The following is a 25,948-nucleotide window of genomic DNA, read 5'->3' as shown; positions in this document are numbered from 1 at the left end:
ATTGAGTCTGGACTGGATCTACTACGCGATTTCGTGGATCCTGCTGGTCTGGCACGGGGCCTGGGACTTCGTCGGGGTGCCGGATCCGGCGGTGATCGGCACCAACTGGGCCTGGATCCTCGCCATCATCTTCCTGGTGGTCACCGTCCGGGTGATCCTCTTCCCCGTCTTCGTCAAGCAGATCAAGTCGCAGCGGGCGATGCAGGCGCTCCAGCCGCAGGTGAAGGCCCTGCAGGAGAAGCACAAGGGTGACCGGGAGACGCTCCAGAAAGAGATGATGGAGCTCTACCGGAAGGAAAAGGCCAACCCGCTCATGGGCTGCCTTCCGATGTTCCTCCAGATTCCCGTCTTCCTGGGCCTCTTCCACGTGCTCCGGCGGCTCAACCCGGACAAGAGCGAGGCCGGGAAGACCCTCTACGGCTGGACGATCAGCCAGTTCGAGAGCGCCTCGTCCGCGAAGCTCTTCACCGCGCCGATCGCCGGCAAGTTCGGCTCCACCGCCGAGGAACTGGCGCGGCTCGGCGCCAACGGCACCACCGTGAAGATCATCGCCGGCATCCTCGTCCTGGTGATGATGGGCACCACGTACCTCACCAGCCGCCAGATGATCCTGAAGACCGGCTGGGCCGAGGACCCGCAGCAGCGGATGATCCAGAAGCTGATGCTCTACGGCATCCCGCTGTCGCTGCTCGTCTCCGGTGCCATCTTCCCCATCGGTGTGATCATCTACTGGGTCACGAACAACCTCTTCACCCTCGCGCAGCAGCAGTGGGTGCTGCGGAAGTTCCCGCCGCCGCCCACCATGAGCAAGCCGGGCACCTCGGCCCGCAACCCGGTGCAGCCGGCGAGGACGGGCGGCCTGCTGGGTCGCGCCAAGTCGGCCCCGCCGGCCCCGGTCAAGCCGGCCGCGCCGAAGGTCGCCGGCCCCAAGCCGGGCGCCAAGCCGGTCAACCCCAAGAAGGGCCCCGCCAAGCGGCAGGGCTGAGGACATCCGGGCCGCCGTCGGGAGACCGGCGGCGGCCCGTTCCGCACCGCGCAGCCGCCGTACGGCCGGCGCCGGGCGGAACCGCCGCGCGCGGCGCGGCCACGGGCGAGACTGCCCGTACGACAGACGTGCCCGTGGACACCGGCGACCTCCCGCCGGCCCCGGGAAACCAGCGGACCCGACGGTCCGGCCGAGCGAGTACGGAGATGAGACCGTGACCGACACCAGCACCCCCCGCGCCGACGAGTCCCTGGACGAGGAGGGGACCGAGCCGACCGCGGTGAACGGCGAGACCGAGGAGACCGACGAGGAGTCGGGCACCCGGGAGAAGAAGGCCGTCGGCGAGAGCGAGCTGTTCCGGCAGAGCGAGATCGCGGCCGACTACGTCGAGGGCCTGCTCGACATCCTCGACTACGACGGCGACATCGACGAGCTGGTCTCCGGCGGTCGCCCCGTCGTCGAGGTGGTCGGCGGTCGTCTGCAGAACCTCGTCGGCCAGCGCGGCGCCACCCTGGAGGCGCTCCAGGAGCTCGCCCGGCTGGCCGTCTTCCGGCAGACCGGCACCCCGAGCCGGCTGCTGCTCGACGTCGGCGGCTACCGGGCGACCCGTCGCAAGGAACTCGCCGCCGTCGCCAAGAACGCCGTGGAGAAGGTCAAGGAGTACGGCGAGCCCGTGCGCCTGGAGCCGATGTCCGCGTTCGAGCGCAAGTGCGTGCACGACGTGGTCAACGCGATGAACGGCGTGGAGAGCGAGTCCGAGGGCGTCGAGCCGAATCGGCGCATCATCGTCCGGCCGGCGGACTGACCGGGTGACCCACGACGACACCACGGCCGGTGCCGTGGACGGCCCGGGTGGCACGCCGCCCGGGCCGTCGCCTGTCCGGCCCGAGCCGACCGTGACCGCCGACACCGCGCCGTCGACCGACGCCTCCGAGGGCGCGCCGCCCTCGGCCGTCGCCCCTGAGGACGCGCCGTCACCGACCGACACTTCCGAGGGCGCGCCGCCCTCGGTCGTTGCCCCTGAGGGCGCGTCTGCGACCGTGGCGGTACTGCCGCCGGAGTTGGCCGGTGCGGCGCGCACCCTCTTCGGCGACCGCATCGACCTGGCCGCCGCGTACGCCGAACTGCTCGCCACCGACGGCGTGGTCCGCGGCCTGATCGGCCCGCGCGAGGCACCCCGGATCTGGGATCGCCACCTGCTCAACTGCGCGGCGGTGGCCGAGCGCATCCCGGAGGGCGCGACGGTGCTCGACGTCGGTTCCGGGGCCGGCCTGCCCGGCCTGGTGCTGGCCATCGCCCGACCCGACCTGACGGTGACCCTGATCGAACCGCTCTCCCGGCGCACCTCCTTCCTCATCGAGGCGGTGCAGCACCTCGGGCTGGCGAAGATGGTCCGGGTGTTCCGGGGGCGCGCCGACGAGGCGGCGACCGGGGCGACGGGCCTCGGTCCGTTGAGCGGGGACGTGGTCACCGCGCGCGCTGTCGCACCGCTGGACCGGCTCTCGACGTGGTGCCTGCCGCTGGCCGTGCCCGGCGGTCGGCTGATCGCCCTCAAGGGGGCGTCCGCCGCCGAGGAGGTTGCCGAGCACGCGCAGACCGTGGCCCGACTCGGTGGTGGTGAGCCCGAGGTGCACCGCTGCGGCGAGGGAGTGATCGATCCGCCGACCACCGTGGTGGAGATCGTGCGGGAGCGGATGGTCGGGCCGGCCCGGCCGAAGGCCGCGAAGAGGTCGCGCGGCGGCCGGTCCCGGCGGCGTTGAGTCCCTCTCGGACCTTCCGGGATGTCCGCCTACCGGCTTCCCGGCCGGCGGTTGGTTCGTTGAACCGGTACGGGTGGACGGAAGGATGAGAACCCGACGTGGACCGGCTGCGCCCGTGAGCCGTAGGCTGGCTGCGCGTCGATAGTGTGGAGCGGGCGGCAACGGACGTTCACCGGTCCCGCCGCTCCCGCCGGGCCGTACGCTCCGCGGTGCGATCGCGTACGGCCAGTTGACGGGGTGCGGACCGACCATCCGAAGCGGGCAGGGATGACAGGTGCATGACGACGGAAGGTACGACGATCCACGCGTGACCGGGTCAGCGGGCGACCCCGTTTCACGTGAAACCGACTACCCGAGCTGGTCGCCCGAAGGGCCGTCGATCCGGCCGCCGGACCGGGATGCGGCGGCCCGGCCGGGCGGCGTCGAGCCGGTCGTGCCGGAGCCGCCGGCGACCCGCGCCGCACCCGACGTGCCGCGGGCCGGCAATTCTGCCGGCGGTCGGGTGATTCCCATCCGGCGCAACGCCTCGGCCTCGGCCCGGTTCGAGTCCGCCGTACCGCAGCAGCCCACCCCGGACTCCGTGCCGGATGCGACTCCCGAACCCGTTCCCGTCACTGACCCGTCCGCGCCCCCGGTCGGCTCCCCCGGAGCCACTGCCGCCGAGGCCGCGTACGTTTCACGTGAAACCCCGACGCGCGAAGAGGATGACCCACCGTTGGCTATGGAGGCGATGCGCGCCGTGCAGATCCTTAATCCGAGTGGCGAGGTGACGATGCCTCGGCCGGAACGGACCCGGGTCATGTGCGTCGCGAACCAGAAGGGCGGCGTGGGAAAGACCACGACCACGGTGAACCTTGCGGTGGCCCTCGCCCTGCACGGCAACCGGGTGCTGGTGGTCGACCTGGACCCGCAGGGAAACGCCTCCACCGGGCTGAACGTCCCGCACCACACCGGTGTGCCGGACGTCTACGACTGCCTCATCAACAGCGTGCCGCTGGAGGAGGTCGCCCAGGGCGTCGAGGGCATCCCCAACCTCTGGTGCGTACCGGCGACGATCGACCTCGCCGGCGCGGAGATCGAGTTGGTCTCAGTGGTCGCCCGCGAGTCCCGGCTGGCCCGGGCGATCGCCGCCTACCCCGGCCACTTCGACTACGTCTTCATCGACTGCCCGCCCTCGCTCGGCCTGCTCACGGTCAACGCGCTCGTGGCCGCGCAGGAGGTGCTCATTCCGATCCAGTGCGAGTACTACGCGCTGGAGGGGCTGAACCAGCTGATCAACAACATCAACCTGGTCCGCCAGCACCTGAACCCGAAGCTCGACGTCTCCACCATCCTGCTGACCATGTACGACCGGCGCACCCGGCTGGCCGACGCCGTCGAGCAGGACGTGCGGAACCACTTCGGCGACAAGGTGCTCCAGGCGGTCATTCCCCGCAACGTCCGCGTCTCGGAGGCACCCAGCTACGGCCAGTCGGTGATGACCTACGATCCGGGATCGCGGGGGGCGACGAGCTACTTCGAAGCCGCCCAGGAGATCGCCGAGCGTGGCGTCAAGGAGCCGGTGGGCCGGAATGCGTAGTGCGGAACAGTCGCTGGGAGGCGTGGCATGAAGAACCGTCCTCGGGGCGGTCTGGGACGAGGCCTGGGGGCGCTCATCCCGACCGGGCCGGCGCCGACCGCCGTAGTTGAGCCGACCACGGCCGCCGAGCCGGTGGAGACGGCAGAGACGTCGACCGGTGCCGCCGCCGGTACGCCGACGGAGGCTCTGCCCGCCGCGGCGACTCCGCCCGTGGCGGCGCAGCCCGAGCCGCAGCCCGAACTCAGCCCCGTGCCGGGGGCCCGGTTCGCCGAGATCCCGGTCGACGCGATCGTGCCGAACCCCAAGCAGCCGCGCCAGGTCTTCGACGAGGACGCCCTGGAGGAGCTGAAGACCTCGATCCAGGAGGTCGGCTTCCTCCAGCCGATCGTCGTACGGCAGCTCGACGAGGAAAAGTACGAGCTGGTGATGGGCGAGCGGCGCTGGCGGGCCGCGCAGGCCGTCGGGCGGGAGAGCATCCCCGCCATCGTCCGGGACACCCGGGACGACGCCATGCTGCGCGACGCGCTGTTGGAGAACATCCACCGGGCGAACCTGAACCCGCTGGAAGAGGCAGCCGCGTACCAGCAGCTGCTCGACGAGTTCGGCGCCACCCACGAGGAACTCGCCCGGCGCATCGGGCGGAGCCGGCCGCAGATCTCGAACACCATCCGACTGCTCAACCTGCCCGCGCCGGTGCAGAAGCGGGTCGCGGCCGGCGTTCTCTCCGCCGGGCACGCCCGGGCGCTGCTGAGCCTCGACGAGCCCGAGGCGCAGGAGCAGCTCGCACTCCGGATCGTCGCCGAGGGCCTGTCGGTCCGCGCGACCGAGGAGATCGTCGCGCTGGCCCTGAGCGACGGTACGAGCAAGAAGGAAGCCGCCAAGCGCCGTCCGAAGCCGCACGCCCCCGCTCTCACGGATCTGGCCGACCGGCTCTCCGACCGGTTCGACACCCGGGTGAAGGTGGACATCGGCCGGAGCAAGGGCAAGATCACCATCGAGTTCGCGACGGTCGACGACCTGGAGCGGATCGTCGGCCTCATCGGCGTCGGCCAGGAGGAGGAGCCGGAGGCCTGACCCCGGTCGGTGCGGCTCGGCTCCACGGCCGGGCCCCGCGCCGCCGCGTACGGCACCACCGCCGGCCGCGTGATCCCCGGATCACGCGGCCGTTCCATGTGCTGCGGGGTCGAGACGTCGGGCGTTACCCGTACCAGCGGGTTCAAGCACTTGAGGGCAAGCGGCGCCGTTTCACGTGAAACCCGGACCTGGGTCGGAGCGGTTCTTGGGGCCCTCTCGAGCGGTTTCACGTGAAACCCGGCCGGTTCCTGCGATCTGCGATGCGATGGGTGCCGGCACGAATGATGGCGGGACCCTGAGGGCCGAGGAGCTCTGATCGGGTCCGACCCTTGCCGCGCCCTTCGGTGAACACGAGGCCGGTGGCGGAAGCACCGCCCGGAGGGAACCCCCCCACCCGCCTCGTCGACGCCCTCAGCGCGCGTTGAGGACTCCGGCGGTGCCGAGCGGTACCGCGGGGGTGGGATGCGCCAGGCGGGACCGCTCAGCACCGCGAGAGACCCCGGCTCACCACACCGGCGCCACCCTGCCCGGCACTCCGCTACTCACCGACAAGACGCGGCGCCCAGTGTCCACGCCTCACCGATGGCCTGATGTCTTGTCGTCTTGGCCGACCCGTCGCCCTGACCGTCTTATTCTTCGGCCGTCTTGTTGGCCGGCCGTTCCGTTGTCTCGGCGGTTCTCTGCCTCGGTCTTTCTCTCCTCGGCCTCCTCTGTCTCGGCCTCCTCTGTCTCGGCCAGGCAGGGTGTCCGGGTTCGTTGAGGTGGGCGCCGATCTCGGCGAGGCGGGCTCGGAGTGCAGGGTGTAGCCGACGCCGACGCCGACGCCGACGCCGACGCCGACGCCGGGCAGCGGCACGTTCCGTCGTGTCGGCGGTTCTGTCGACTCGGACGTTGCGTCGTCTCGGCGGTTCTGAGGTCTCGGATGTTCTGCGGTCTGTCGCGACGCAGCACGGCACAGAGGGTTCAAGGGTATCGAGCGCGAAAGCGATGGACGGTCCCCGCTGGTTCGCGGCGACGACGTGGAACGGCGGAGTTCGGGTCTGAAGCCGACGGCGATTTCCGCCGATGGCGATGCCGACCACCGCCATCCCGCTGACGATGCGGACGGTCGTGGCGGCGACGGGAAGAGGCCCACGGGGACGCATGAGTGGGCCTCGGCGAAGACGGCTGCGGGCCTGTCCGTCGTTCCCGCGTCCGGCGCTTTCTCCAACCACCGATCCCAGCGCTGGCCCCAGCCCCTCGGCGGTCCCGACCTATGGCGGCTCGCGAGCGGCCGCTCGGTGGTCCCGACCTTCGGGTGGCTCGCGAGCCACCGGAGGACTCCAGCGGCCGTCGACGAGCGAGGACGGAACCGCCCGACGCCGCCTCCCGGTTTCACGTGGAACCGGCTACTCCACCTCGGCGCAAGAATCCGGGATCGTGCCCGAAAGTTATCCACAGCAGTTATCCACAGGCAGCCCCGTTTCACGTGAAACCCCGCGTGGAATGGGGTGACAGCCTGTGGATGACGGGGTGTGTCCGGCGTCTCATCAGCCTGTGGACGACTGTGGATACCTGTGGACAGAGCCGCTCCCGGCTCTCCCGTCACGGCCGGAGCGGGACCGCCCGGTCGATCGTTCGGGTAGGGACAGCGGTGCCGGAACCGGTTAGTGTCAGCGTCGTGCACGACACCCCTCCCTCTGTTCCGGACTTCACCCAGTGGCCGTCCTTTCCCTTCGAGGGCGACCTTCGTGTCAAGCAACTCGATGATCCGGTCCCGGTCGAGCCGCCGCGCAAGGGCGAGGGACACCGGGAATGCACCGCCTGCAACGCCCCCGACGACGCCTACATCTGGGTGGGTGAGCGATGGCGGGTACGCGCCATGGACCGCCCCACCGGGCTGCCGATGGTGCTGATTCTGGAATCCCGCTCGCATCTGGACCTCGGCGACCTGCCGAACCTGCTCGCCGCCGAACTGGGGGTGATGACCGTACGGCTGGAGCGGGCCATCCGGTCCCTCGACGGGGTCGCCCGAGTGCACGTCAACCGCTGGGGCGACGGCTCGGCGCACCTGCACATGTGGTTCCTCGCCCGGCCCTACGGGCAGCTCCAGTTGCGGGGGACCTTCCTCTCCCTGTGGGATTCGATCCTGCCGCCCATCTCCGAGGCGCGGTGGCGGGAGAACCTTGCCATGGTCGCCGCCTGGCTGGCGGAGTTCGGAGGCCGCCCGCTGGCCGAGCCCCCGCGTATCCAGTGGCAGGCGCCGTCCAGCTTCACGGGGCAGGCCCCGGCGGAAGTCGAGCCGACGGAGGGCGAGGCGGTGTCCGTGATCGAGTCCGCCGAGGAGACCCCGCCGGCACAGGAGCCGGAGAGCGAGACGTCCGCCACGGACGCCGGGCGGTCGGGCACCTAGGGCGCGTCCTGCCGGTCATGAGCTCTGCGGATCGTCCGGGGCAGCGCGACCTGTGACCGGATGCCATAGTGCCGCCATGAAGGCAGACCTGCACAGCTACCTCAAGGGCGGCCGCGACGCGCTGCTGTGGAAGCTCGAAGGGCTCAGCGAGTACGACATCCGGCGCCCGCTGACCCCGACCGGGACCAACCTGCTCGGTCTGGTGAAGCACTCGGCGGTCTGTGAGTCCCTCTACTTCGGCGTCGTGTTCGGCCGGCCGTTCGAGCAGGAGCTGCCGTACGTCGGCGACGGAGCCGAGACCAATGCCGACATGTGGGCGACCGCGGATGAGACCCGCGAGGAGATCGTCGGACTGTACCGTCGCGTGATCGCCCACGCCGACACCACCATCGAAGCCCTCGCACTGGATGAGGTCGGCCGCGTGCCGTGGTGGGGCGACGCAGCGGTTACGTTGCACCACGTCCTGGTTCACGTCACCGCGGAAACACAACGGCACGCCGGCCACGCTGACATCGTGCGCGAACTCATCGACGGCGCGGCCGGGCTGCTGCCCAGGAACGACAACCTGCCCCCCGCCGACGAGTCGTGGTGGCGGGACCACCGCCAGCGGGTGGAGCAGGCCGCCCTCGACGCCGGCAAACGCGGCAACTAATTTCTCTGCCGATCGTGGAAGCCAGATGACGGCGGGCGCCCGCATCACCGGCTCGGGAACCGGTCGGTCAGGGGCGCCGGGTCGCGGCGCGGGCCACCAGGGTGCCGACCATCCTGCCGAAGTCCAAGCCGGCGGCCTGGACCGCGAGCGGCAGCAGCGAGGTCTCGGTCATCCCCGGCGAGACGTTGACCTCCAGCACGTGCGGCTGCCCGGCGGAGTCCACGATCAGGTCGACGCGGCTCAGGTCGCGCAGCCCCAGCGCGGTGTGTGCGGCCAGCGCGACGTCGGCCACCGCGCCGGCCACCTCCGGCTCCAGCCGGGCGGGGGTGTGCCAGGTCGTGCGGCCGGCGGTGTAGCGGGCGGCGTAGTCGTAGACGCCGTTGCGGGGCACGATCTCCACGGCGGGCAGGGCGCGCGGTCCGTCGCCCAGGTCGACCACCGAGACCGCCACGTCCATGCCGGGCACGTACCGCTCGACCAGCGCCGTCGGGTCGTACGCGAAGCAGCCGACCATCGCGGCCGGCAGGGACGCGGCGTCCCGGACCACGGCGGCGCCCAGCCCCGAACCGCCCTGGGCGGGCTTCACCATGAGCGGCAGTCCCAGCCGTTCGACGATCCGGTCCAGCACCGCCACGGCGCCCAGCTCCGAGAAGCGGTCATGCGGAAGGGCGACCCAGTCCGGAGTCGGGATGCCCGCCTCGCGGAGCACCGCCTTGGCCGAGGGCTTGTCCCAGGCGAGCCGGGACGCACGCGCGTCGCACCCCACGTACGGGATGCCGCAGAGGTCCAGCACGCCGCGCAGCGACCCGTCCTCACCCGTGGCGCCGTGCAGGGCGATCACGACGGCGTCCGGCGGGTCGGCGCTCAGGGCCGGCAGCAGCGCCACGTCGGCGTCCCGCAGCTCGGCGTCCATCCCGACGGCGCGCAGCGCGTCGAGCACCCGGCGACCGGACCGCAGCGAGACGTCACGTTCGTAGGAGAGCCCCCCGGCGAGCACCAGCACCCGCAGGTCGGCGGTGACGGCGGAGTCGGTCACGACGGGACGGTCGGCAGCGGTGGGAACCATGCCGGAATCATGCCAAGTCGGGTCCCGGCGTGTCCGAGCCGGCCTGCCCGCGCCGCGCTCCGGGGCGGCCGACCGTGCCGAAGACCCGCCGCATGGCGATGTCCTGCTCCATCACGCCGGCCAACCGGCGCACGCCCTCGCGGATCCGCTCCGGGGACGGGAACGAGAAGTTGAGCCGCATGTTGCCGGTGCCGGTGCCGTCGGCGTAGAAGCCGGTGCCCGGGACGTACGCCACCCGGGCGGCGATGGCCCGGGGCATCATCGCCTTGGAGTCGAGGCCGTCGGGCAGGGTCGCCCAGACGAAGAGGCCGCCGGCCGGCGTCGTCCACGTCGTGCCGGCGGGCATCAGGTCGTCCAGCGCGGCGAGCATCGCATCGCGCCGTTCCCGGTAGACCTCGCGGTAGACCTTGAGCTGCTCCCGCCAGGGCATGGTGCCGAGGTAGGTGGAGACGGCGGCCTGCGCGTAGCCGCTCGGGCAGAGGATCTGCGCCTCGCTGGCGATGACCAGCTTGTCGCGGACGGCGTGCGGCGCGAGGATCCAGCCGACCCGCAGGCCGGGGGCGAAGGTCTTGGAGAAGGTGCTGAGGTAGAAGACCCCGTCGCGGCGCCGCGCGCGCAGCGGTGCCGGCGCGTCCCCCTCGAAACCCAGCTGACCGTACGGGTCGTCCTCGACCACCAGCAGGCCGGCGCGCTCGCAGATGTCGAGCACCCGCTCCCGCCGCTGTTCGGTCAGCGTCACGCCGGTCGGGTTCTGGTAGGTCGGGATGGTGTAGAGGAACTTGACCCGCCGGCCGGCCCGCGCCTGCTCGGCGATGACCGCCTCCAGCGCCTCCGGGATCAGCCCGTCGTCGTCCATCGGCACGTGCACGACCTGCGCCTGGGCGGCCTGGAACACCCCGAGCGCGCCGACGTAGGTCGGGCCCTCGGCGAGCACCACGTCCCCGGGGTCGAGGAAGAGCCGGGCCACCAGGTCGAGGGCCTGCTGCCCGCCCACGGTGACCACCACGTCGTCCGGGGAGGCGCCGCAGGCGGCGTCGATGCCGGAGAGCGCCATCACCTCGCAGATCCGCTCGCGCAGCTCCAGGGTGCCCTGGCCGATGCCGTACTGGAGGGTGGTGGCGCCGTGCTCGGCGCCGAGTCGGCCGAGCATCTCGCCGACCGCGTCGAGCGGAAGCGCCGCGATGTAGGGGGCGCCACCGGCGAGCGAGACCACCTCCGGCCGACTCGCCACCGCGAAGAGCGCGCGGATCTCGGAGGCGGTCATGCCCCGTACGCGGCGGGCGTACCGGTCGGTGTAGTCGTCGAGCGTCGTGCCGGTCATGACATCACCTCGATGGCTGCTCGGGTGGCTCCCGCCCCGGCGTACCCGGGACACCTGCGACCATGGCGACGCGGGACGCCGAGTGTCGATCCTAGTCGCCGTCTGCCAGGGGCGTAACCGCGACGTGAGCGGCGTCCACATCGCGGACCCCGGCCGGCGCCCCAGAAGGAGGGGCATTCGCGCGTCCCCTCCCGCGGCGTCCGTTTGCGGCGTACGATCGCTCGTCGGGGGCAGGAAGGCGGCGTTGTCGTTCCGTGCCGGTCTCACCTCCGAGCCTAGTGTGGGGATGCACCAATGTCGCGACGTCTGGTCAGCTTGACCCTCGACACCCTGGAGGACCTGCCCCGTCCGTGCCGGCAGTGCGTCTACTGGGAGCTTGATCCGGTATCGGCGGACCGGGCCTGCGCCGGGGGTGACCCGGGGCTGGAGAAGGAGGCCTGGGTCTCGCAGACGCTGCTGGAGTGGGGCTCCTGCGGCAAGCTCGTCTACGTCGACGGCATGGCGGCCGGCTTCGTCCTGTACGCCCCGCCGGCCTACGTGCCCCGCTCGATGGCCTTCCCCACCTCCCCGGTCTCCGCCGACGCCGCGCTGCTGATGACGGCCAACGTGGTGCCCGCCTTCGCCGGCGGCGGGCTGGGCCGGATGCTGGTCCAGGGCGTCGCCCGGGACCTCACCAAGCGCGGCATCAAGGCGATCGAGGCATTCGGCGACGCCAAGTTCGGCGACGCGGCCGACCCCGCCGGCACCTGCGTCGCCCCGGCCGACTTCTTCCTCTCCGTGGGCTTCAAGACGGTCCGCCCGCACCCGCGCTTCCCCCGCCTGCGGTTGGAGCTGCGTACGGCGTTGAGCTGGAAGTCCGACGTCGAGTACGCGCTGGAGAAGCTGCTCGGCTCGATGAGCCCCGAGACGCTGCTCCGCCCGGTCCGTCCGGCCCCGGCCACCCGCTCGACCGCCGGCTGACCCCACGCCGGGCGACTCCGGGCGACAGGCGGCAGCGGGATCAGTCCACCACCGTGCCGGCGGCCACCACCGCCCGCAGTGCGCTCACGTCGATCGAACCGGTGGGGACGTCCCGCTCGACGGGGAAGTACATGCGCTGCACGGCGGCGACGACGGCCTCCACCACCCTGTCCCGGAACCGGGGGTCGACCAGTCGGGCCCGGTCGGCGGGCGAGGTGAGGTAACCGACCTCGACGCGTACGGCCGGCATCCGGGTGAGCCGGAGGAGGTCCCACGCCTTCGCGTGCGTACGGCAGTCGCGCAGCCCGGTGCGGGCGACGATCTCCCGCTGCACCAGCCCGGCCAGCCGTTCCCCGGTCGCCGAGGTCACCCCGTTGTCGGTGCCGTAGTGGTAGGTCGCCACCCCCTCGGCCTCCGGGTTGACGTGCTCGTCGAGGTGCAGCGAGATGAACACGTCGGCGCCGAGCGAGTTGGCCAGCTCCGCCCGGCCGACGTCGGGCAGGCAGTCCTCGGGAGACGGCCCGCGGGTGAGCTGCACCCGGACGCCGGCGGCGGCGAGCCTGCCCTCCAACCGGCTGGCCAGGTCGTGCACGAGATCCGCCTCGGTCCACCGCAGCGACCCGTCCGGCACCACCACGCCCGGGTCGGTGCCCCCGTGCCCGGGGTCGATGACGACGGTCCGGCCCACCAGCGTCGGGCCGGACTGCCGGATGGCGTCGGACTCGCGCAGCCACTGCGGTCGGCCGCCGACGACCTTGCGGCCGAGCCGGCGCAGCGCGTTCATGGTGTGCGGACCGCACGAGCCGTCGGGAGTGAGCCCGACCTCGCGCTGGAACTGGGCGACCGCCCGGGAGGTCCGTACGCCGTAGATGGCGTCCGCGCGCCCGACGTCGTACCCCATCTCCAGCAGCCGCTCCTGGAGCGAGCGGACGTCCTCACCGGTGAGCGGCTCCGGCACGGCGTGGTAGAGCGTGCGGGCGCCGAGCCGCCAGCGGGCGGCGTCGAGGGCCCGCCAGGTCTCCGCACCGACCCGGCCGTCCACGCTGAGTCCACGCGACTGCTGGAAGGCCCGCACGGCCCGTTCGGTGTGCGGGTCGAACTCGTCGGCGCCCGCCGCCGTCGGGGCGAGCAGGTCGAGGCCGGTCAGCACCGTACGGATTTCGGTGACGGCGGGTCCACGGTCACCGGGTCGGATCGGACGCACGCACGACCCCCTCTGCACGGACGGTTGCTGGCCGGGCGGCCCCGGCTTGAGGTTATGCGCTCCGGGGGCTCCGGGTGCCCCACGTCGGGAAAAACGCGTCGACCCCGTGCCCGGCGGACCGGGTACGGGGTCGACGCGTTTCGGTGCTGCTCAGAGCGCCGATTCGATGAGCTTGACGAGCTCGCCCTTCGGCTTCGCGCCGGCGATCGACTGCACCGGCTCGCCGTTCTTGAAGACGGTGAGGGTGGGGACCGACATCACCCGGTAGGTGCGGGCGGTCTCCGGGTTCTCGTCGATGTTGAGCTTGACGATGGTGACCTGGTCGCCCATCTCGCCGGCGATCTCCTCCAGCAGCGGCGACACCTTGCGGCACGGGCCGCACCACTCGGCCCAGAAGTCCACCAGAACCGGCTTGTCGGACTTCAGCACGTCGGCGGCGAAACTCGCGTCGGTGACCGACTTCGTTGCTCCCACTATGACCCTCCTCCGGGATGTTTTCGGTTGTTCAGCCCTGCAGCGTGGCGATGAAGCGCTCGGCGTCCAGCGCGGCGGCACAGCCCGTGCCGGCAGCGGTGATCGCCTGCCGGTACGTGTGGTCCACCAGGTCGCCGGCGGCGAAGACGCCGGGCACGCTGGTCCGGGTGCTGGGCGCCTGGACCTTCACGTAGCCCTCGTCGTCGAGTTCCACCTGCCCCCGGAAGAGCTCGCTGCGCGGGTCGTGACCGATGGCCACGAAGACGCCGGTGACGTCGAGGACCTTGGACTCGCCGGTGTGCGTGTTGCGCACCCGCACCCCGCAGACCTTGCCGTCGTCGCCGAGGATCTCCTCGACCACGGTGTTCCACTCGACCTTGATCTTGTCGTTGCTCAGCGCCCGCTCGGCCATGATCTTGCTGGCCCGGAAGGAGTCCCGGCGGTGGATGATGGTGACCGAGTCGGCGAACCGGGTGAGGAAGCTGGCCTCCTCCATCGCCGAGTCACCGCCGCCGACGACCACGATGTGCTGGTTGCGGAAGAAGAAGCCGTCACAGGTCGCGCAGGACGAGACGCCGTGGCCCAGGTACTCCTGCTCGCCGGGCACGCCGAGCGGACGCCACGCGGAGCCGGTGGTGAGGATGACCGCCCTGGCCCGGTACGCGGTCTGGCCCACCCAGACGGTGCTGACGGCGTCGGAACCCAGGCTGCCGGTGTCCTTCAGCTCGACCCGCGTCACGTCGTCGGTGAGGAACTCCGCGCCGAACCGCTCGGCCTGCTTGCGCATGTTGTCCATCAGCTCGGGGCCGAGAATGCCGTCGGCGAAACCGGGGAAGTTCTCCACCTCGGTCGTCGTCATCAGCGCACCGCCGGACTGCACGCCCTCGATGATGAGCGGCTTGAGGTTGGCGCGCGCCGCGTAGACCGCCGCCGTGTAACCGGCCGGCCCGGAGCCGATGATGATCAGGTTGCGGACCTCGTCCACTGCCGTCTCCCGATTGTGTTGTTCGCCATCGGCGCGCACCGATGCCGATCCGATGCCGACGCCCCTCGGTGCCGGCACTTCGATGTGCAGAACGTCATCGTACGAACCGGGGATTCCCGAGCCGGTCATCCGGTGGGTCAGGTCACGTGGACGGTCAAACGCCCGGTGACCGCGAATTCACCCTACCCGCGTGCGGTAACGGCTGTCCGAGCCGGACCCGGGCACACCGCATTCCGGTCCGCTCGCCCAGGCCCAGTGCGCTCCCGTGGCGTCGGTGAAGCGCACGATCAGCGCCGGACGGCCCTGGAACCGGGCGTAGTCGACCACCTCGACCACCAGCGGGCCCCGGCCGTGCTCGGCCTTGATCTCGCCGATGCAGGCGCCGAGTGCGGCGGGGTCGGTGAGCCGGTCGAGCCCGGTGACGGAGCCGGGCAGCCGCCCGCCCTCCGCCTGGACGCCGGGCTGCTCCACGGACGGACCGCCGGTGAACGGTCGTGACTTCGGCGACGACGGAAGGGCGGCCAGGGACTCCGGCGTGTAGTCCGTCCCGCTGCGCACCGACGGCTCGCCGGAGATCCGGAACGGCGTGGCGGCGGCGGGGCCGGCGTCCTCACGGGGCACGGCCCCGGGCAACGCCGAGTCCGCGGCTCCGCCCGTCTGCCCGTCCCCGGTGAGCTGGCTGACGCCGAGGCCGACCGCCGCGATCGACACGGCGGCCAGCGCGACCGGCCCGGCCAGCCGGGTCCAGCGGCGCCGCCGTCGGCCCGGCCCGGTGGCCCCGCCGCGGCCCGGCTCCGACCGGGGTACGCCGGCAGGACGTCTCCCGGACCCGCCGAGCGGCTGCGTCGGCACCGCCCCGATGCCCGTCCTGACCGCCGGCTGTCCCTCGGGCCGTTCCCCGGCGGACGCCGCGTCGTCCTCCGCCCCACGGCCGCCCGGCTCGGCTTGGCCCGGCCCGGATGGGTCCGGAGCGGCGGAGTCGACGGTGCCGGGGCCGGACGCGGTGACGTGGGCCAGGGCGGCGACGATCCGGTCGGCGACGTCGGCCGGCATCTCGGGCGCGGACGCGCCCCAGGCGGCCAGGTCCGCGCGGACGTCCGCCACGGCCGGGGCCAGCAGCGCGTACGCCTGCGCCCAGTCGGCGTCCTCGTCGACCAGTCGGGCGACGAGATCCTCGTCCGGGGTGCCGTCCAGCGCCCCGCCGAGGTAGTCGGCGAGCAGGTCGTGGTCGACCTCCCTGTACCCCCCGGCAGTCACGCGTCCTCCTGGTGGAGATCCCGCCGGGACCGTCCCGACCCCGATCGGACGCCCTCGGGCGACCGCGGGTTCCCTCGGGTGACGGCCGGCACGTTCGGATCCGTCGTCGGGGCCGGCTCCGCCCGCTGCGGGGTGGACCGCGGCTCCGTCTGCTGCGTCGTGGCCCGGGGGCGCAGGTGCCCGAGCTGCGTCGCCAGGCGGGCCCGGCCCCGGGCGCACCGGCTCTTGACCGTCCCCTCTGCCACGTTGAGGATCCGGGCCACCTCGGCGACGGGGTAGCCCTGCACGTCGACCAGGATCAGCGCCGCGCGCTGCTCGGGCGGCAGCTCGGCGAGCGCCTGCCGGACCACGAGCGCCGTGTCGTGGTCCTGGACGGGTGCCGCCGGCTCGACGCCCCCGGTGCCGGAATCGGTGTCCCGGACCCCGTCCGGCAGCGGCACCGTCGGGTGCGCCTGGCGGCGGCGGATCCGGTCCAGGCACGCGTTCACCACGATCCGGTGCAGCCAGGTGGTGACCGCCGAGTCGCCCCGGAACCGGCCGGCGGCGCGGTGGGCGGACAGCAGGGCGTCCTGGAGGGCGTCGGCGGCCTCCTCGCGGTCGCCGAGCGTGCGCAGGGCCACCGCCCAGAGCCGGTCCCGGTGGCGGTGGAAGAGCTCGGCGAAGGCGTGCGGATCGCCGGCCACGTGGGCGTGCAGGAGGTCGAGGTCCGCCGCCCCGGGCGGCGGCACCGACGACGAGACCGGCGGACCCGCTGGTCCACCGGTCACCCCTTCCCCGCGTACGCCCATCACCACGTCCGGCGGATGCGGTGCCCGGAGCGCGGTGGCCGCCTCACGATCCCTGGACCGTGATCTCCTGGACGCCGAGCTTGAAGCCGCCGTCGCTCGAAGGCAGCTCGGTGATCCAGAACAGCAGGTAGCGGTACTTCACGTCGGCGTTGAAGCCGTTGAAGGTCATCTTGGTGCCTTCGTGCTCCTCGAACGGCTGGCCGATCGCCGTCTTCTTGTAGTCCGCGAAGAGCTGGGCGTCACCGGAAGACGACGACGGCCGGTCGGTGGTGCCGGCGTAGAGCTGGGCGGAGGCGCCCCGGGCGGAGAGAATGACCTGCACGGACTTGACCGTGTGCTCGCCGCCGAGGTCGACCCAGACACCCATGCCCTTCTTGAGGTTGCCGAAGTTGGCCCGACCCTTGTAGGTCTGGGTCTCCCAGCCCTCGTCCACATCCCCGTCGAACACCTTGTCGGCGTTCCTGACCTCGGTCCGGTCGCCCTCCGGGTCGATGATCCGGGCATTGCTGATCTTCAGCGGCCCGGCAGTGACGGCGGCCGGGGTGGCGTCGCCGGCGGGCGCGTTCGACGAGGGCGCGGCGACCGGATTGGGCTGTGGTCCGTCGTCACCGCCGCCCAGGGCGGTGATGCCGATCAGCAGGCCGACCAGGGCGACCGCGAGCAGGCCGGCGATGCCGATCGCGACCTTGCGTCCGCCGGCGGCGGCGAGTGGCGACGGCTCCTCGCCCGTGTCGGCCGTGAAGCGCAGCGGGCCGCCGTTGTCGAGGAACTGCTCGTCGGCCGGCACGTCCAGCCGGGCCAGCTCGGCCGCGAGCACGTCCGACGAGGGCGGCTCGATCTCGGCGTCGAGCAGGTCCATGGTGAGGTCGTCGAGGTACGCGGGCACGCCCGCCCGCACCTGCCGGGGAGCGGCGATCGCGCCGCCCGCGTCGCGTACGGCGTCGGGGATGGCGGCCCGGCCGTGGCCGGCGGTGGCGCCACGCAGCGGGGCCTCGGCGTGCGGCCAGTGCCCGGTCAGGGCGAAGTAGAGGACCCCGCCGATCGCGCGGACGTCGCTCTGCTGGCTGTCGGCGCCGTCGGTGCGCGCGTCGGCCAGCACCACCCGACCGTCGTCACTGACCATCACCGTGCCGGGGTGGACGTTGCCGTGCACCATGCCGGTGGCGTGCACCGCGGCGAGGGCGCTGGCGACCGCGTTGCCGATGGTGGTGGCGCGCGCCGGGTCCAGCGGCCCGTCGGTGACCAGCTCGCGCAGCGACTGCCCGTCGACCCACTCCCGCACCACGTACGCCCGTTCGGCCTCGTCGATCGCGTCGTAGACGCCGACGAGGTTGGGGTGGATGACGCGGCTGGCCGCAACGGCGCCCTGGAGCATCTCGGTGGCCGAGTCGCCACCGGGGTAGCGCAGCACGACCGCGACGGGGCGGCGCAGGATGACGTCGACCCCGCGCCAGACCAGTCGACCCGCACTGTCGTTGTTGATGTGCTCGACCAACTCGTAACGCTCGGCGAGGATCTCACCGGCCGTGGGAGCACCGAAGGTCATGACCTGAGGAGCGCTCTCCTCCGCCTCCTGACCTTCGCCGACCTGGGTCACCCGTCCTCCCTCGGTGATCGTGTCGATCGATGGACCCGCGCTGCTGGGCATGTGGCTTCCCGCTCTGCCTTCGAAGGAACCGGCCGACCGGTGTCGACGCGGAGCGCCGGCGCCTGCCGTACCCGTCGAGAGCGACCTTACCCGGGTTGGCCGTCTCCCCGACATGTCATCTTCGCGCCGCTCCCGGGCCGAGCTGCCGGCAGGCGGCCGACTTGTCCGGTTGCTACCGTTGTCAGCCACGTTGCTGGCACATGTACTGGCCAATCTAGAGGTTGACCGCAAGCGCCCACAGAGAGGGGGCCGGCCAACACGGCGATCGCGCCGACGCTGCCGGGTTCCCCCCGACCGGGCCACCATGCTCAGCCGTACGGCTGGTTATCCACAGGCCTTTTTGGTGCCTGAGCGGTGAATCGCGGAGTTATCCACAGGCGCATCCCCAGGCTGGTGATCCTCGTTCACAGAGAGTGGAGTCCCCCCGCAGGACGCCCGCCGTTCCGGAGTCGGGCTTCGGTCAGCGGCCCAACCGGCGGCGGACCATGCCCACGACCTCGGTGATCTCGCCGATCCGCAGGACCATCGCCAGCCCCAGGTACGTCCCGCCGATCACCGCGCCACCGACCACGAGCTGGACGACGGCCTCCAGGCGGCTCGGCGTGTCGTCGCCGGGCAGCAGCTTGACCACGATCAGGCCGACCACCGCCGCGCCGAGGGCCGCGACCGCGACCCGCCCGCCGGTGCGCATGATCTCGCCGAGGCCGATGCGACCCACCCGGGGACGCAGCAGCCAGGCGGAGGCGATGGCGGCGGCCAGGTAGGAGACGGCGTTGCCGATCATCATGCCGGCGCCGGCGAAGCTCGCCGAGAAAACCACGAAGAGCGCGATCTGCACCCCGATGCGCAGCGCCACCACCGGAATGTTGATCAGCGCCGGGGTGCGGGTGTCGGGCAGGGCGTAGAAGGCGAAGGTGAAAAGTTGGCTGACCGCGAACGGCACCAGGGCGAGCGCGGCGGCGAGCAGCACCACCGAGGTCGCGGCGGCGTTCTCCTCGTCGAAGGCGCCCCACCGGAACAGGGTGAACGCGATCGGGGAAGCGAGCACGGCGTAGCAGACGGCGATCGGCGCGAGCACCGCGGTGACCGTCCGGGTGCCCCGGGACAGGTCGGCGGCCAGGTCGGCGTACCGGCCGTCGGCGGCGGCGGCGCTCATCCGGGGCATCAGCGCGGTGATGATCGAGACGGCGATGATGCCGTGCGCCGTCATCAGCAGCAGGAACACGTTGTTGTAGATCAGCGGACCGGCGGCGTTCTCCCGGCCGGCACGGTTCAGCAGGTTGAACAGCACGATCAGGCCGATCTGGCTGACCGCGACGTAGCAGAACATCCACGCCCCGAGCCGGCCCAGCTCGCGCAGGCCCAGCTCGCGGAAGTCGAAGCGCAGCTTCCAGCGGAAGCCGACCTTGCGCAGCGCCGGCAGCAGGCCGGCGGCCTGGATGGCGACGCCGAGCAGGGTGCCGCCGCCGATCAGCAGGATCCGCCCGGTCGTCATCTCGTCCGGCTCGATGATGTCCGCGCCGAAGATCGCGATGTAGAGACCGGCGGTGGCGATCACCACCAGGTTGTTCAGGATCGGCGCCCACATGGGGGCGGCGAAGTGCCCCCGGGTGTTGAGCACCGCGCTGATCAGCGCGCTGAGGCCGGAGAAGAAGATCATCGGCAGCATCAGGCGGGCCAACGACGTGACCAGCTTCGAATATTCGCCGGCCGACTCGCCGCTGCCGTAGAGCATGGTCAACCACGATGCCGACAACACTGCCAGCAACGCGGCCACGCCGAGCGCCAGCACCGCCAGGGTGAGCAGCCGCTGGGCGTACGCCTGGCCGCCGTCCGCGTCCGACTTGCGCCGCCGCACCAGCACCGGGATCAGCACGCTGGTGAGGACGCCGCCGAGCAGGAACTCGTAGACCATCCCGGGCAGGATCTGCGCGGTGGTGTACGCGTCACCGACCAGTGCGCCGCCGAGCGCCGCCGCGATCACCAGGTTGCGCAGGAAGCCCGTACCGCGGCTGACCAGGCTGCCGATCGCCATCACCGCGCTGTTGGTCGCGGCGCTGGCCTCGCCCACCTGCTCCTGCGGCGGCGCGGTCGACTCCATGGCCGGCTGGTTGAGCGGCTCGGCGGAGATGAACGTGGCGCCGTCTGACGGCCGGCCGGGCGCGGCGCCGCCCTGGGCGGCGTTCGCGCTGCGGTAGAGACCGCCGCTCATCTTGTCGCCTCCAAGGCAGAGAGGTACGTCGGAGCCGGGGCACGGCCCGCACGTCACAGACGATAGTCAACGGCCACCCGTTACCCGCGCCCGGCGGACCGCATCCCCGCCGGGACCGATAGTCTGGCGCTCCCATGTCCGAAGCCTCCGCTCCCCACGCCGCCGACCGCCGCGAACTCACCGCCGCACAGCGCAACGCCGTCGCCGAACTGCTCCGGGTCTCCCCGGTCGCCGACGAGTTGGGCCGCCGGTTCGCGCGGGCCGGCCACGAGCTGCACCTGGTGGGCGGTTCGGTACGCGACGCCCTGCTCGGCCGCCTCGGCGACGACCTCGACTTCTGCACCGACGCGCACCCCGACGAGACCCTGCGCATCGTGCGCGGCTGGGCCGAGTCGATCTGGGAGACCGGCCGGGAGTTCGGCACCATCGGGTGCCAGCGCGACGGGCTGCGGCTGGAGATCACCACCTTCCGCGCCGAGTCCTACGACCAGGTCAGCCGCAACCCCGTCGTCGAGTACGGCACCGACCTCGCCGAGGACCTGCGGCGGCGCGACTTCACCATCAACGCGATGGCGGTCAGCCTGCCCGAGCACCGGTTCACCGACCCGCACGGCGGGCTCGACGACCTGGCCGCCAAGGTGATCCGCACCCCGGGCACCCCGGCGGAGTCGTTCGGCGACGACCCGCTGCGGATGCTGCGCGCGGCCCGGTTCGCCGCCCAGCTGCGCTTCGCGGTGCACCCCGACGCGTACGCGGCGATGACCCGGATGGCCGGCGACCTGGACCGGATCACGGCCGAGCGGATCCGCGACGAGTTCACCAAGCTGCTCTGCGGCGTGGACCCGATCACCGGGCTGCGGCTGCTGGTCGACACCGGGCTCGCCGAGCGCTTCCTGCCGGAGCTGACCGGGCTCAAGCTGGAGATCGACGAGCACGCCCAGCACAAGGACGTCTACGAGCACACCCTGACCGTGGTGAGCAACGCCGTCTCGTACGAGACCGAGGGGCCGGACTTCGTCCTGCGGATGGCCGCGCTCATGCACGACGTCGGCAAGCCGGCGACGAAGGCGGTGGGCTCGGACGGCCGGGTCAGCTTCCACCATCACGAGGTGGTCGGCGCCCGGCTCACCAAGGCCCGGATGAAGGCGCTGCGCTACCCGAAGGAGATCACCTCCAAGGTCACCGCGCTGGTGGCGCTGCACCTGCGCTTCTACGGCTACGGCCGGGGCGAGTGGACCGACTCGGCGGTGCGCCGCTACGTCGCCGACGCCGGTGACCTGCTGCCGCGCCTGCACAAGCTGACCCGTTCGGACTGCACCACCCGCAACCGGCGCAAGGCGGCCCAGCTCGCCGCCGACTACGACGCGCTGGAGGAGCGGATCGCCCGGATCGCCGCCGAGGAGGACCTGGCGCGGGTCCGGCCCGACCTGGACGGCAACGCCATCATGGAGCTGCTGGGCGTACCGCCGGGGCCCGTCGTCGGGCAGGCCTGGAAGCACCTCAAGGAGCTGCGCCTGGAGCGCGGCCCGCTGGACCGCGACGAGGCCGAGGCGGAGCTGCTGCGCTGGGCCCGCGACGAGGGCATCGTCGAGTAGCCCCGCCGGGCGCCACGGGACCCGGCACCGACCACGTCGACCTTCACGAGCCGGTCCGACGTGGGCCGCGCCCGACGAGACGAGAAGGGCGCCGCCCCCGGCCGGGGACGGCGCCCTGTCGCACTCAGCGGATCCGACCGCTGCGGGGTCGCGTCAGCGGGTCTCGACCGCCGTGCCGTCGACCGCCGGCTTGCCGTTGCCCGGGGTCGCCGCCGCCGAGCCGAGCTTCGCCAGCAGGCCGGCGAGGTCGATGCCGGTCAGGTCGCTGCCGAGCTGGAGCCCCTGGGCCACGTTGCCCGCCACCGACTTGGTCAGCGACGAGGCGCCGTCGGTGGAGATGACCGTCATCTTGTCGATCGCGCCGATCGGGGCGCTGGCCGCCTCGACCACCTGCGGCAGTACCTTGACCAGCAGGTCCAGCACGGCGGCCTCGCCGTACGCCGCGAAGGCCTCGGCCTTGCGGGCCATCGCGTCGGCCTCGGCCTGCCCCTTGGCCAGGATGGCGGCGGCCTCGGCCGCACCCTCCCGCTCGACCGCCTCGGCGATGGCGGAGCGGCGGCGCTGCTCGGCCTCACCCTCCTTGGCGCCCTCGATCGCGTTGGCCTCGGCCAGCGCGGCCCGGCGGGCCCGCTCGCCCTCACCGGTGAGCCGGGCCTGCTCGGCGGCGGCCTGGGCGGCGGCGATGACGGCCTGGCGCTGCGCGTCGGCGTTCAGCACGGCCGCGTTGCGGGACGCCTCGGCCTCCTGCTCCACCTTGTACCGGGCGGCGTCGGCCGGCTTGCGCACCTCGGTGTCGAGCTGACGCTGCTTGAGCTCGGCGTTGCGCTCGGCGACCTTCTGCTGCTCGGAGAGGATCGCCTGGTCCCGCTCGGCCTGGGCCAGCGGCCCGGCGGCGGCGGACTTCGCCTTGGCCGCGTCGATCTCCGCCTGGATGGCGGCCTGCTTCAGCGACAGGTTTCGGTTGGCCTCGGCGATGGCCTCCTCGGCGAGCAACCGCTCCTGCTCGGCCTGCTGCCGGGCCCGCGCCTCGGCGATGGCCGCGTCCTTGAGCACCCGGGCCGCCTCCGGCCGGCCCAGGTCCTGGAGGTAGGAACCCTCGGCCAGGATGTCCTGGAGCTGGAAGGTGTCCAGCACCAGGCCCTGGTTGGTCATCGAGTGCTCGGCCTCCTCGGCGACCGCGCTGGCGAACGCCGCCCGGTCCCGGATGACCTCCTCGACGGTGAGCCGGCCGACGATCGAGCGCAGCGCGCCGGCCAGCACCTCCCGGGTGAAGTCCTCGATCTCGTCCTGCTGGTGCAGGAAGCGCTGCGCGGCGGCGCGGATGGCGTCCTCGGTGCCGCCGACCTTCACGATCGCGACGCCGTGCAGGTCGGCGCGGATGCCCTGCTTGCTGACCGCGCCCTTGATGCCGACGTCGATCCGCCGGCTGGACAGGTCGAGCGACTGGAGCTTCTGCACCACGGGCAGGACGAAGACGGACGCGCCGAGCACGACCTTCTGCCCGGAGTTGTCGGTCGACCGGCCGCCGTCGGCGGTCTGCGTGGTGCGGCCCTTGCGGCCGGTGACGATGAAGGCCTCGTTCGGCCCGGCGACCTTGATCCGGGAGAGCACGAAGAGCACGAGCACGAGGACGAGGAGGACCGCGCCGCCGATGGCGATGAGAAGGGGCATGTGACCGTCCTGTTTCTTTACGAGGGGGGTTCAGTAGGTCTCGACGTGCACGCTGGTCTCGCTGAGCGCCTCGACCACGAAGATCTGGGCGCCGACCGGGATCGGTCGGTCGGCGCGGGCGTTGAGCTTGACCGGCTGGCCCGCCACCCGGACCCGGACCTCGCCGTAGCCGTCGGCGGGCACCGGGGTGACCACCAGGCCGAGGGCGCCGACCAGGTGGTGGCGGGTGGGGGTGGGATCGGTGCGCATGTCGCGGGCCGCCCGGCTCAGCCGGGACGCGGCCCAGGCGGTGGGCACGGCCGCGACGACGCCGCCGGCCAGGGCCACCGCGATCATGCCGGGGGTACGCCCACCGATCAGCTCGTTGACGATCGCGGCGCCGAAGCCGAGCGCTCCGGTGAACCCGGCGACCGCCTCCACCGACACCGGACCGTCGAATTCCGGATTGCCGAGATGGAGCAGTTCGCCGCCGAGCAGGGCGAGCGCCAGCACCGCGACGCCCGCGCCGCCGATGATGAGGAAGATCAGCGTCCCCGTGGCCACGGCCTGCACGGTATCGGTGCCCCGCAACGTCGGCCGGGGCGTCGGCCCGGCCGACGTTGCGATCGGGGCTGGTCAGCGGGGCGCGACCGCCAAGGTCAGGTTGACCTCCAGCGACGCGGGGAGGGCCTGCCGCGCCAGTTCCCGTCCGTCGAGGTCGACCAGCGCCATCTCGGCCGTCCAGCCGACGCGGTGCAGCAGCCGGTCGTCGGCCACCCACACGGCGTCCTGGGCGGGAGCCGGGCCGATCACCCGGCCGGTCGCCACCTCCGCCACCTCCGGGCCGTCCTGGCCCTTGATCACCACGAGCCGGCCGTCCGGCGACCACGACCAGGGGCCGGCGGGGTCGCCGGGGACGGGCACGAACCGGGTCGGCCGGCCGTCGCTGGCGGAGAAGAACTGCACGCCCCGCCGCGCGTGCGGCCGGGACTCCGAACGGGGGACGTCCGGGTCGGTCTGCTGGAGCGCGACCTCCCGGCCGTCGCGGGCCCAGGTGAAGAAGCACTGGTCGGTGCAGAAGTACCGGTCCGTGTCCACCGGGAAGGTGCGGTAGGCGCCGGTGGCCGCGTCGAGCACGCCGAGGGAGAACCGGGCGCTCTCCTTGTCCAGCAGGGTCAGCGCCAGCCGCCGCCCGTCGGGCGACCAGTGCGGGGTCATGATGTGGCTGCCGGTGTGGACCCAGCGGACCGTCCCGTCGCCCAGGTCGAGCAGGCCGATCTCGCCGGCGCGTTCGTAGTCGACGACGGCGGCGGTCCCGCCCCGGGGCGCGGCCCAGGTTTCCTCGTACCGGCGGTCGACGGCGACGTACCGGCCGCGTTCGCGGTCTAGGGCGTACCCACGCTCGGCGGGGGTGCCGGTGGAGGTGGCGCCGGTGAGCACCCAGCCGCCGGGCAGCGTCACGACGGCACGCGTCCAGTCGCCGGCCGGCGCGGGGACGACGGGCATCGTGCGCGGGGCGGCCGACACCGTCGCCGCCAAGGTGACGACCGGCGCCGCGGCGGCGGTCTCCTCGGTTGCGCCGGGGCGCAGCCAGGCGTACGGCCCGACGAGGGCGACCAGTGCCGCGAGGGCGCCGCCGGCCGCGGCCGTGCGGCGACGGCGACGCAGCCGTCGGCCCCGGCGCAGGGCCCGGTCGGCGAGGTCGGGCACCGCCCGGGCCTCGGCCGCGATCTCCCGTACGGCCGAACGCAGGACGTCCTCCCCGGAGCCGTTCATCGGACCTCCTCCGTGACGCTGTCGTCGAGGGCGGGTACCAGTTGTCGCAGTCTGGCCAGCGCCTTCGAGGTCTGGCTGGCGACCGTGCCGGCCCGGCAGCCGAGCAGCGCGGCGGTCTGCTCGACGCTGAGGTCCTCCAGGTAGCGCAGGGTCAGCACGGCGCGCTGCCGGGGCGGCAGCGACAGCAGCGCGTCGCGCAGCAGCATCCGCAGGTCGGCGTCCTGCCCGCTGTCCCGGCTTCCGACCCGCTCGGGCAGCACCGCGACCGGCACCTCCGGCCGCCGGGACCGGTGCCGCCAGCCGGAGACCTGGTCGTGGTAGAGGATCCGTCGCACGTACGGCTCGGCGTCGCCGCGGATCCGGGGCCACCGGGCGTACGCCTTGGCCAGCGCGTTCTGCAGCAGGTCCTCGGCGCCGTGCTGGTCGCCGGCCAGGGCGTACGCGATGCGCAGCAGGACGTTTCCCCGTTCGTTGACGAACGCGGTGAACTCCCCGTCGGTCCCTTCGGTCACCGCCCACCTCCGGTAGCTCTGACGCCCCCGGGCGTCCGAACTTTGCCCCCGCCAGCAA

21 protein-coding genes and 1 pseudogene are annotated in these 25,948 nt (G+C 72.5%); 9 read left to right on the top strand and 13 right to left on the bottom strand.

The features are described from left to right. Position 1 precedes the first annotated feature (1 nt). The 7 genes and pseudogenes from yidC (at position 2) to ACLQ22_RS11755 (ending at position 8,442) form a co-directional block, all read left to right on the top strand. The gene (gene yidC / locus ACLQ22_RS11785; protein WP_425692304.1) at positions 2-985 is read left to right on the top strand and encodes a membrane protein insertase YidC; all 984 of its coding nucleotides are present in this window, start codon (positions 2-4) and stop codon (positions 983-985) included. Positions 986-1,199: 214 nt separating this feature from the next. Next, positions 1,200-1,790: a protein jag gene (locus ACLQ22_RS11780; protein ID WP_425692303.1), complete on the top strand. Its 591-nt coding sequence runs from the start codon at positions 1,200-1,202 to the stop codon at positions 1,788-1,790. A 235-nt stretch (positions 1,791-2,025) separates the two neighbouring features. Continuing rightward, complete coding sequence (gene rsmG, locus ACLQ22_RS11775; RefSeq protein ID WP_425692302.1) at positions 2,026-2,745, top strand: 16S rRNA (guanine(527)-N(7))-methyltransferase RsmG; 720 nt, start codon at positions 2,026-2,028, stop codon at positions 2,743-2,745. A gap of 502 nt (positions 2,746-3,247) precedes the next feature. Then, positions 3,248-4,324 (top strand): ParA family protein, encoded by a 1,077-nt coding sequence (locus ACLQ22_RS11770; protein WP_425692473.1) that lies wholly within the window; start codon positions 3,248-3,250, stop codon positions 4,322-4,324. A 27-nt stretch (positions 4,325-4,351) separates the two neighbouring features. Continuing rightward, on the top strand, positions 4,352-5,398 hold the full coding sequence (locus tag ACLQ22_RS11765) for a ParB/RepB/Spo0J family partition protein (protein ID WP_425692301.1): 1,047 nt from the start codon (positions 4,352-4,354) through the stop codon (positions 5,396-5,398). Positions 5,399-7,058: 1,660 nt separating this feature from the next. Beyond that, positions 7,059-7,653: pseudogene (locus tag ACLQ22_RS11760) on the top strand (hypothetical protein); the annotation flags it as partial. A 213-nt stretch (positions 7,654-7,866) separates the two neighbouring features. Further along, positions 7,867-8,442: a DinB family protein gene (locus ACLQ22_RS11755; RefSeq protein ID WP_425692300.1), complete on the top strand. Its 576-nt coding sequence runs from the start codon at positions 7,867-7,869 to the stop codon at positions 8,440-8,442. A gap of 67 nt (positions 8,443-8,509) precedes the next feature. Here the strand turns inward: ACLQ22_RS11755 and ACLQ22_RS11750 are convergent, their stop codons facing one another. Continuing rightward, positions 8,510-9,508 carry a D-alanine--D-alanine ligase family protein gene (locus ACLQ22_RS11750; RefSeq protein ID WP_425692299.1) on the bottom strand — a complete coding sequence of 333 codons (999 nt, stop codon included), beginning with the start codon at positions 9,506-9,508 and terminating at the stop codon, positions 8,510-8,512. Between the two features lie 7 nt (positions 9,509-9,515). Then, on the bottom strand, positions 9,516-10,829 hold the full coding sequence (locus ACLQ22_RS11745) for a PLP-dependent aminotransferase family protein (RefSeq protein ID WP_425692298.1): 1,314 nt from the start codon (positions 10,827-10,829) through the stop codon (positions 9,516-9,518). A gap of 294 nt (positions 10,830-11,123) precedes the next feature. On the opposite strand from ACLQ22_RS11745, the gene ACLQ22_RS11740 reads away from it, so the two are divergent. Further along, positions 11,124-11,789, top strand: coding sequence for a GNAT family N-acetyltransferase (locus tag ACLQ22_RS11740; RefSeq protein WP_425692297.1), 666 nt, complete (start codon positions 11,124-11,126; stop codon positions 11,787-11,789). Positions 11,790-11,829: 40 nt separating this feature from the next. Here the strand turns inward: ACLQ22_RS11740 and ACLQ22_RS11735 are convergent, their stop codons facing one another. The 7 genes from ACLQ22_RS11735 to murJ form a co-directional block, all read right to left on the bottom strand. Next, a complete protein-coding gene (locus tag ACLQ22_RS11735) occupies positions 11,830-12,993 on the bottom strand; it encodes an N-acetylmuramoyl-L-alanine amidase (RefSeq protein ID WP_425692296.1) in 1,164 nt (387 codons plus the stop codon). Between the two features lie 150 nt (positions 12,994-13,143). Continuing rightward, on the bottom strand, positions 13,144-13,467 hold the full coding sequence (gene trxA, locus ACLQ22_RS11730; RefSeq protein ID WP_088996685.1) for a thioredoxin: 324 nt from the start codon (positions 13,465-13,467) through the stop codon (positions 13,144-13,146). A gap of 31 nt (positions 13,468-13,498) precedes the next feature. Beyond that, positions 13,499-14,452: a thioredoxin-disulfide reductase gene (trxB, locus tag ACLQ22_RS11725; RefSeq protein ID WP_121397414.1), complete on the bottom strand. Its 954-nt coding sequence runs from the start codon at positions 14,450-14,452 to the stop codon at positions 13,499-13,501. Between the two features lie 177 nt (positions 14,453-14,629). After that, positions 14,630-15,709 (bottom strand): hypothetical protein, encoded by a 1,080-nt coding sequence (locus ACLQ22_RS11720; RefSeq protein ID WP_425692295.1) that lies wholly within the window; start codon positions 15,707-15,709, stop codon positions 14,630-14,632. Next, on the bottom strand, positions 15,706-16,476 hold the full coding sequence (gene sigM / locus ACLQ22_RS11715; RefSeq protein ID WP_425692294.1) for an RNA polymerase sigma factor SigM: 771 nt from the start codon (positions 16,474-16,476) through the stop codon (positions 15,706-15,708). The genes ACLQ22_RS11720 and sigM overlap by 4 nt, the downstream gene beginning before the upstream one ends. 64 nt (positions 16,477-16,540) lie before the next feature. Further along, positions 16,541-18,145: a protein kinase family protein gene (locus tag ACLQ22_RS11710; RefSeq protein WP_425692293.1), complete on the bottom strand. Its 1,605-nt coding sequence runs from the start codon at positions 18,143-18,145 to the stop codon at positions 16,541-16,543. 460 nt (positions 18,146-18,605) lie between these two features. Next, positions 18,606-20,357, bottom strand: a complete 1,752-nt coding sequence (gene murJ, locus ACLQ22_RS11705; RefSeq protein WP_425692292.1) for a murein biosynthesis integral membrane protein MurJ — start codon at positions 20,355-20,357, stop codon at positions 18,606-18,608. A 134-nt stretch (positions 20,358-20,491) separates the two neighbouring features. Here murJ and ACLQ22_RS11700 point away from each other — a divergent pair, with 134 nt between their 5' ends. Then, entirely contained in the window at positions 20,492-21,952 is a 1,461-nt protein-coding gene (locus tag ACLQ22_RS11700) for a CCA tRNA nucleotidyltransferase (RefSeq protein WP_425692291.1), read from the top strand. A gap of 153 nt (positions 21,953-22,105) precedes the next feature. Here ACLQ22_RS11700 and ACLQ22_RS11695 read toward each other — a convergent pair whose 3' ends face one another. The 4 genes from ACLQ22_RS11695 to ACLQ22_RS11680 form a co-directional block, all read right to left on the bottom strand. Then, positions 22,106-23,623, bottom strand: a complete 1,518-nt coding sequence (locus ACLQ22_RS11695) for a flotillin family protein (RefSeq protein ID WP_425692290.1) — start codon at positions 23,621-23,623, stop codon at positions 22,106-22,108. Between the two features lie 30 nt (positions 23,624-23,653). Continuing rightward, positions 23,654-24,175: a hypothetical protein gene (locus ACLQ22_RS11690; RefSeq protein ID WP_233599726.1), complete on the bottom strand. Its 522-nt coding sequence runs from the start codon at positions 24,173-24,175 to the stop codon at positions 23,654-23,656. A 63-nt stretch (positions 24,176-24,238) separates the two neighbouring features. Continuing rightward, a complete protein-coding gene (locus tag ACLQ22_RS11685; protein ID WP_425692289.1) occupies positions 24,239-25,378 on the bottom strand; it encodes a hypothetical protein in 1,140 nt (379 codons plus the stop codon). Beyond that, a complete protein-coding gene (locus ACLQ22_RS11680; protein ID WP_425692288.1) occupies positions 25,375-25,890 on the bottom strand; it encodes a SigE family RNA polymerase sigma factor in 516 nt (171 codons plus the stop codon). Before ACLQ22_RS11680 ends, ACLQ22_RS11685 begins: the two co-directional genes overlap by 4 nt. Positions 25,891-25,948: the final 58 nt, after the last annotated feature.

The organism is Micromonospora sp. DT178 (genome assembly GCF_049841695.1).
GTDB lineage: Bacteria > Actinomycetota > Actinomycetes > Mycobacteriales > Micromonosporaceae > Micromonospora.
The sequence above is the reverse complement of the archived record's forward strand: the minus strand, read 5'-3'. Positions and strand labels throughout refer to the sequence as shown.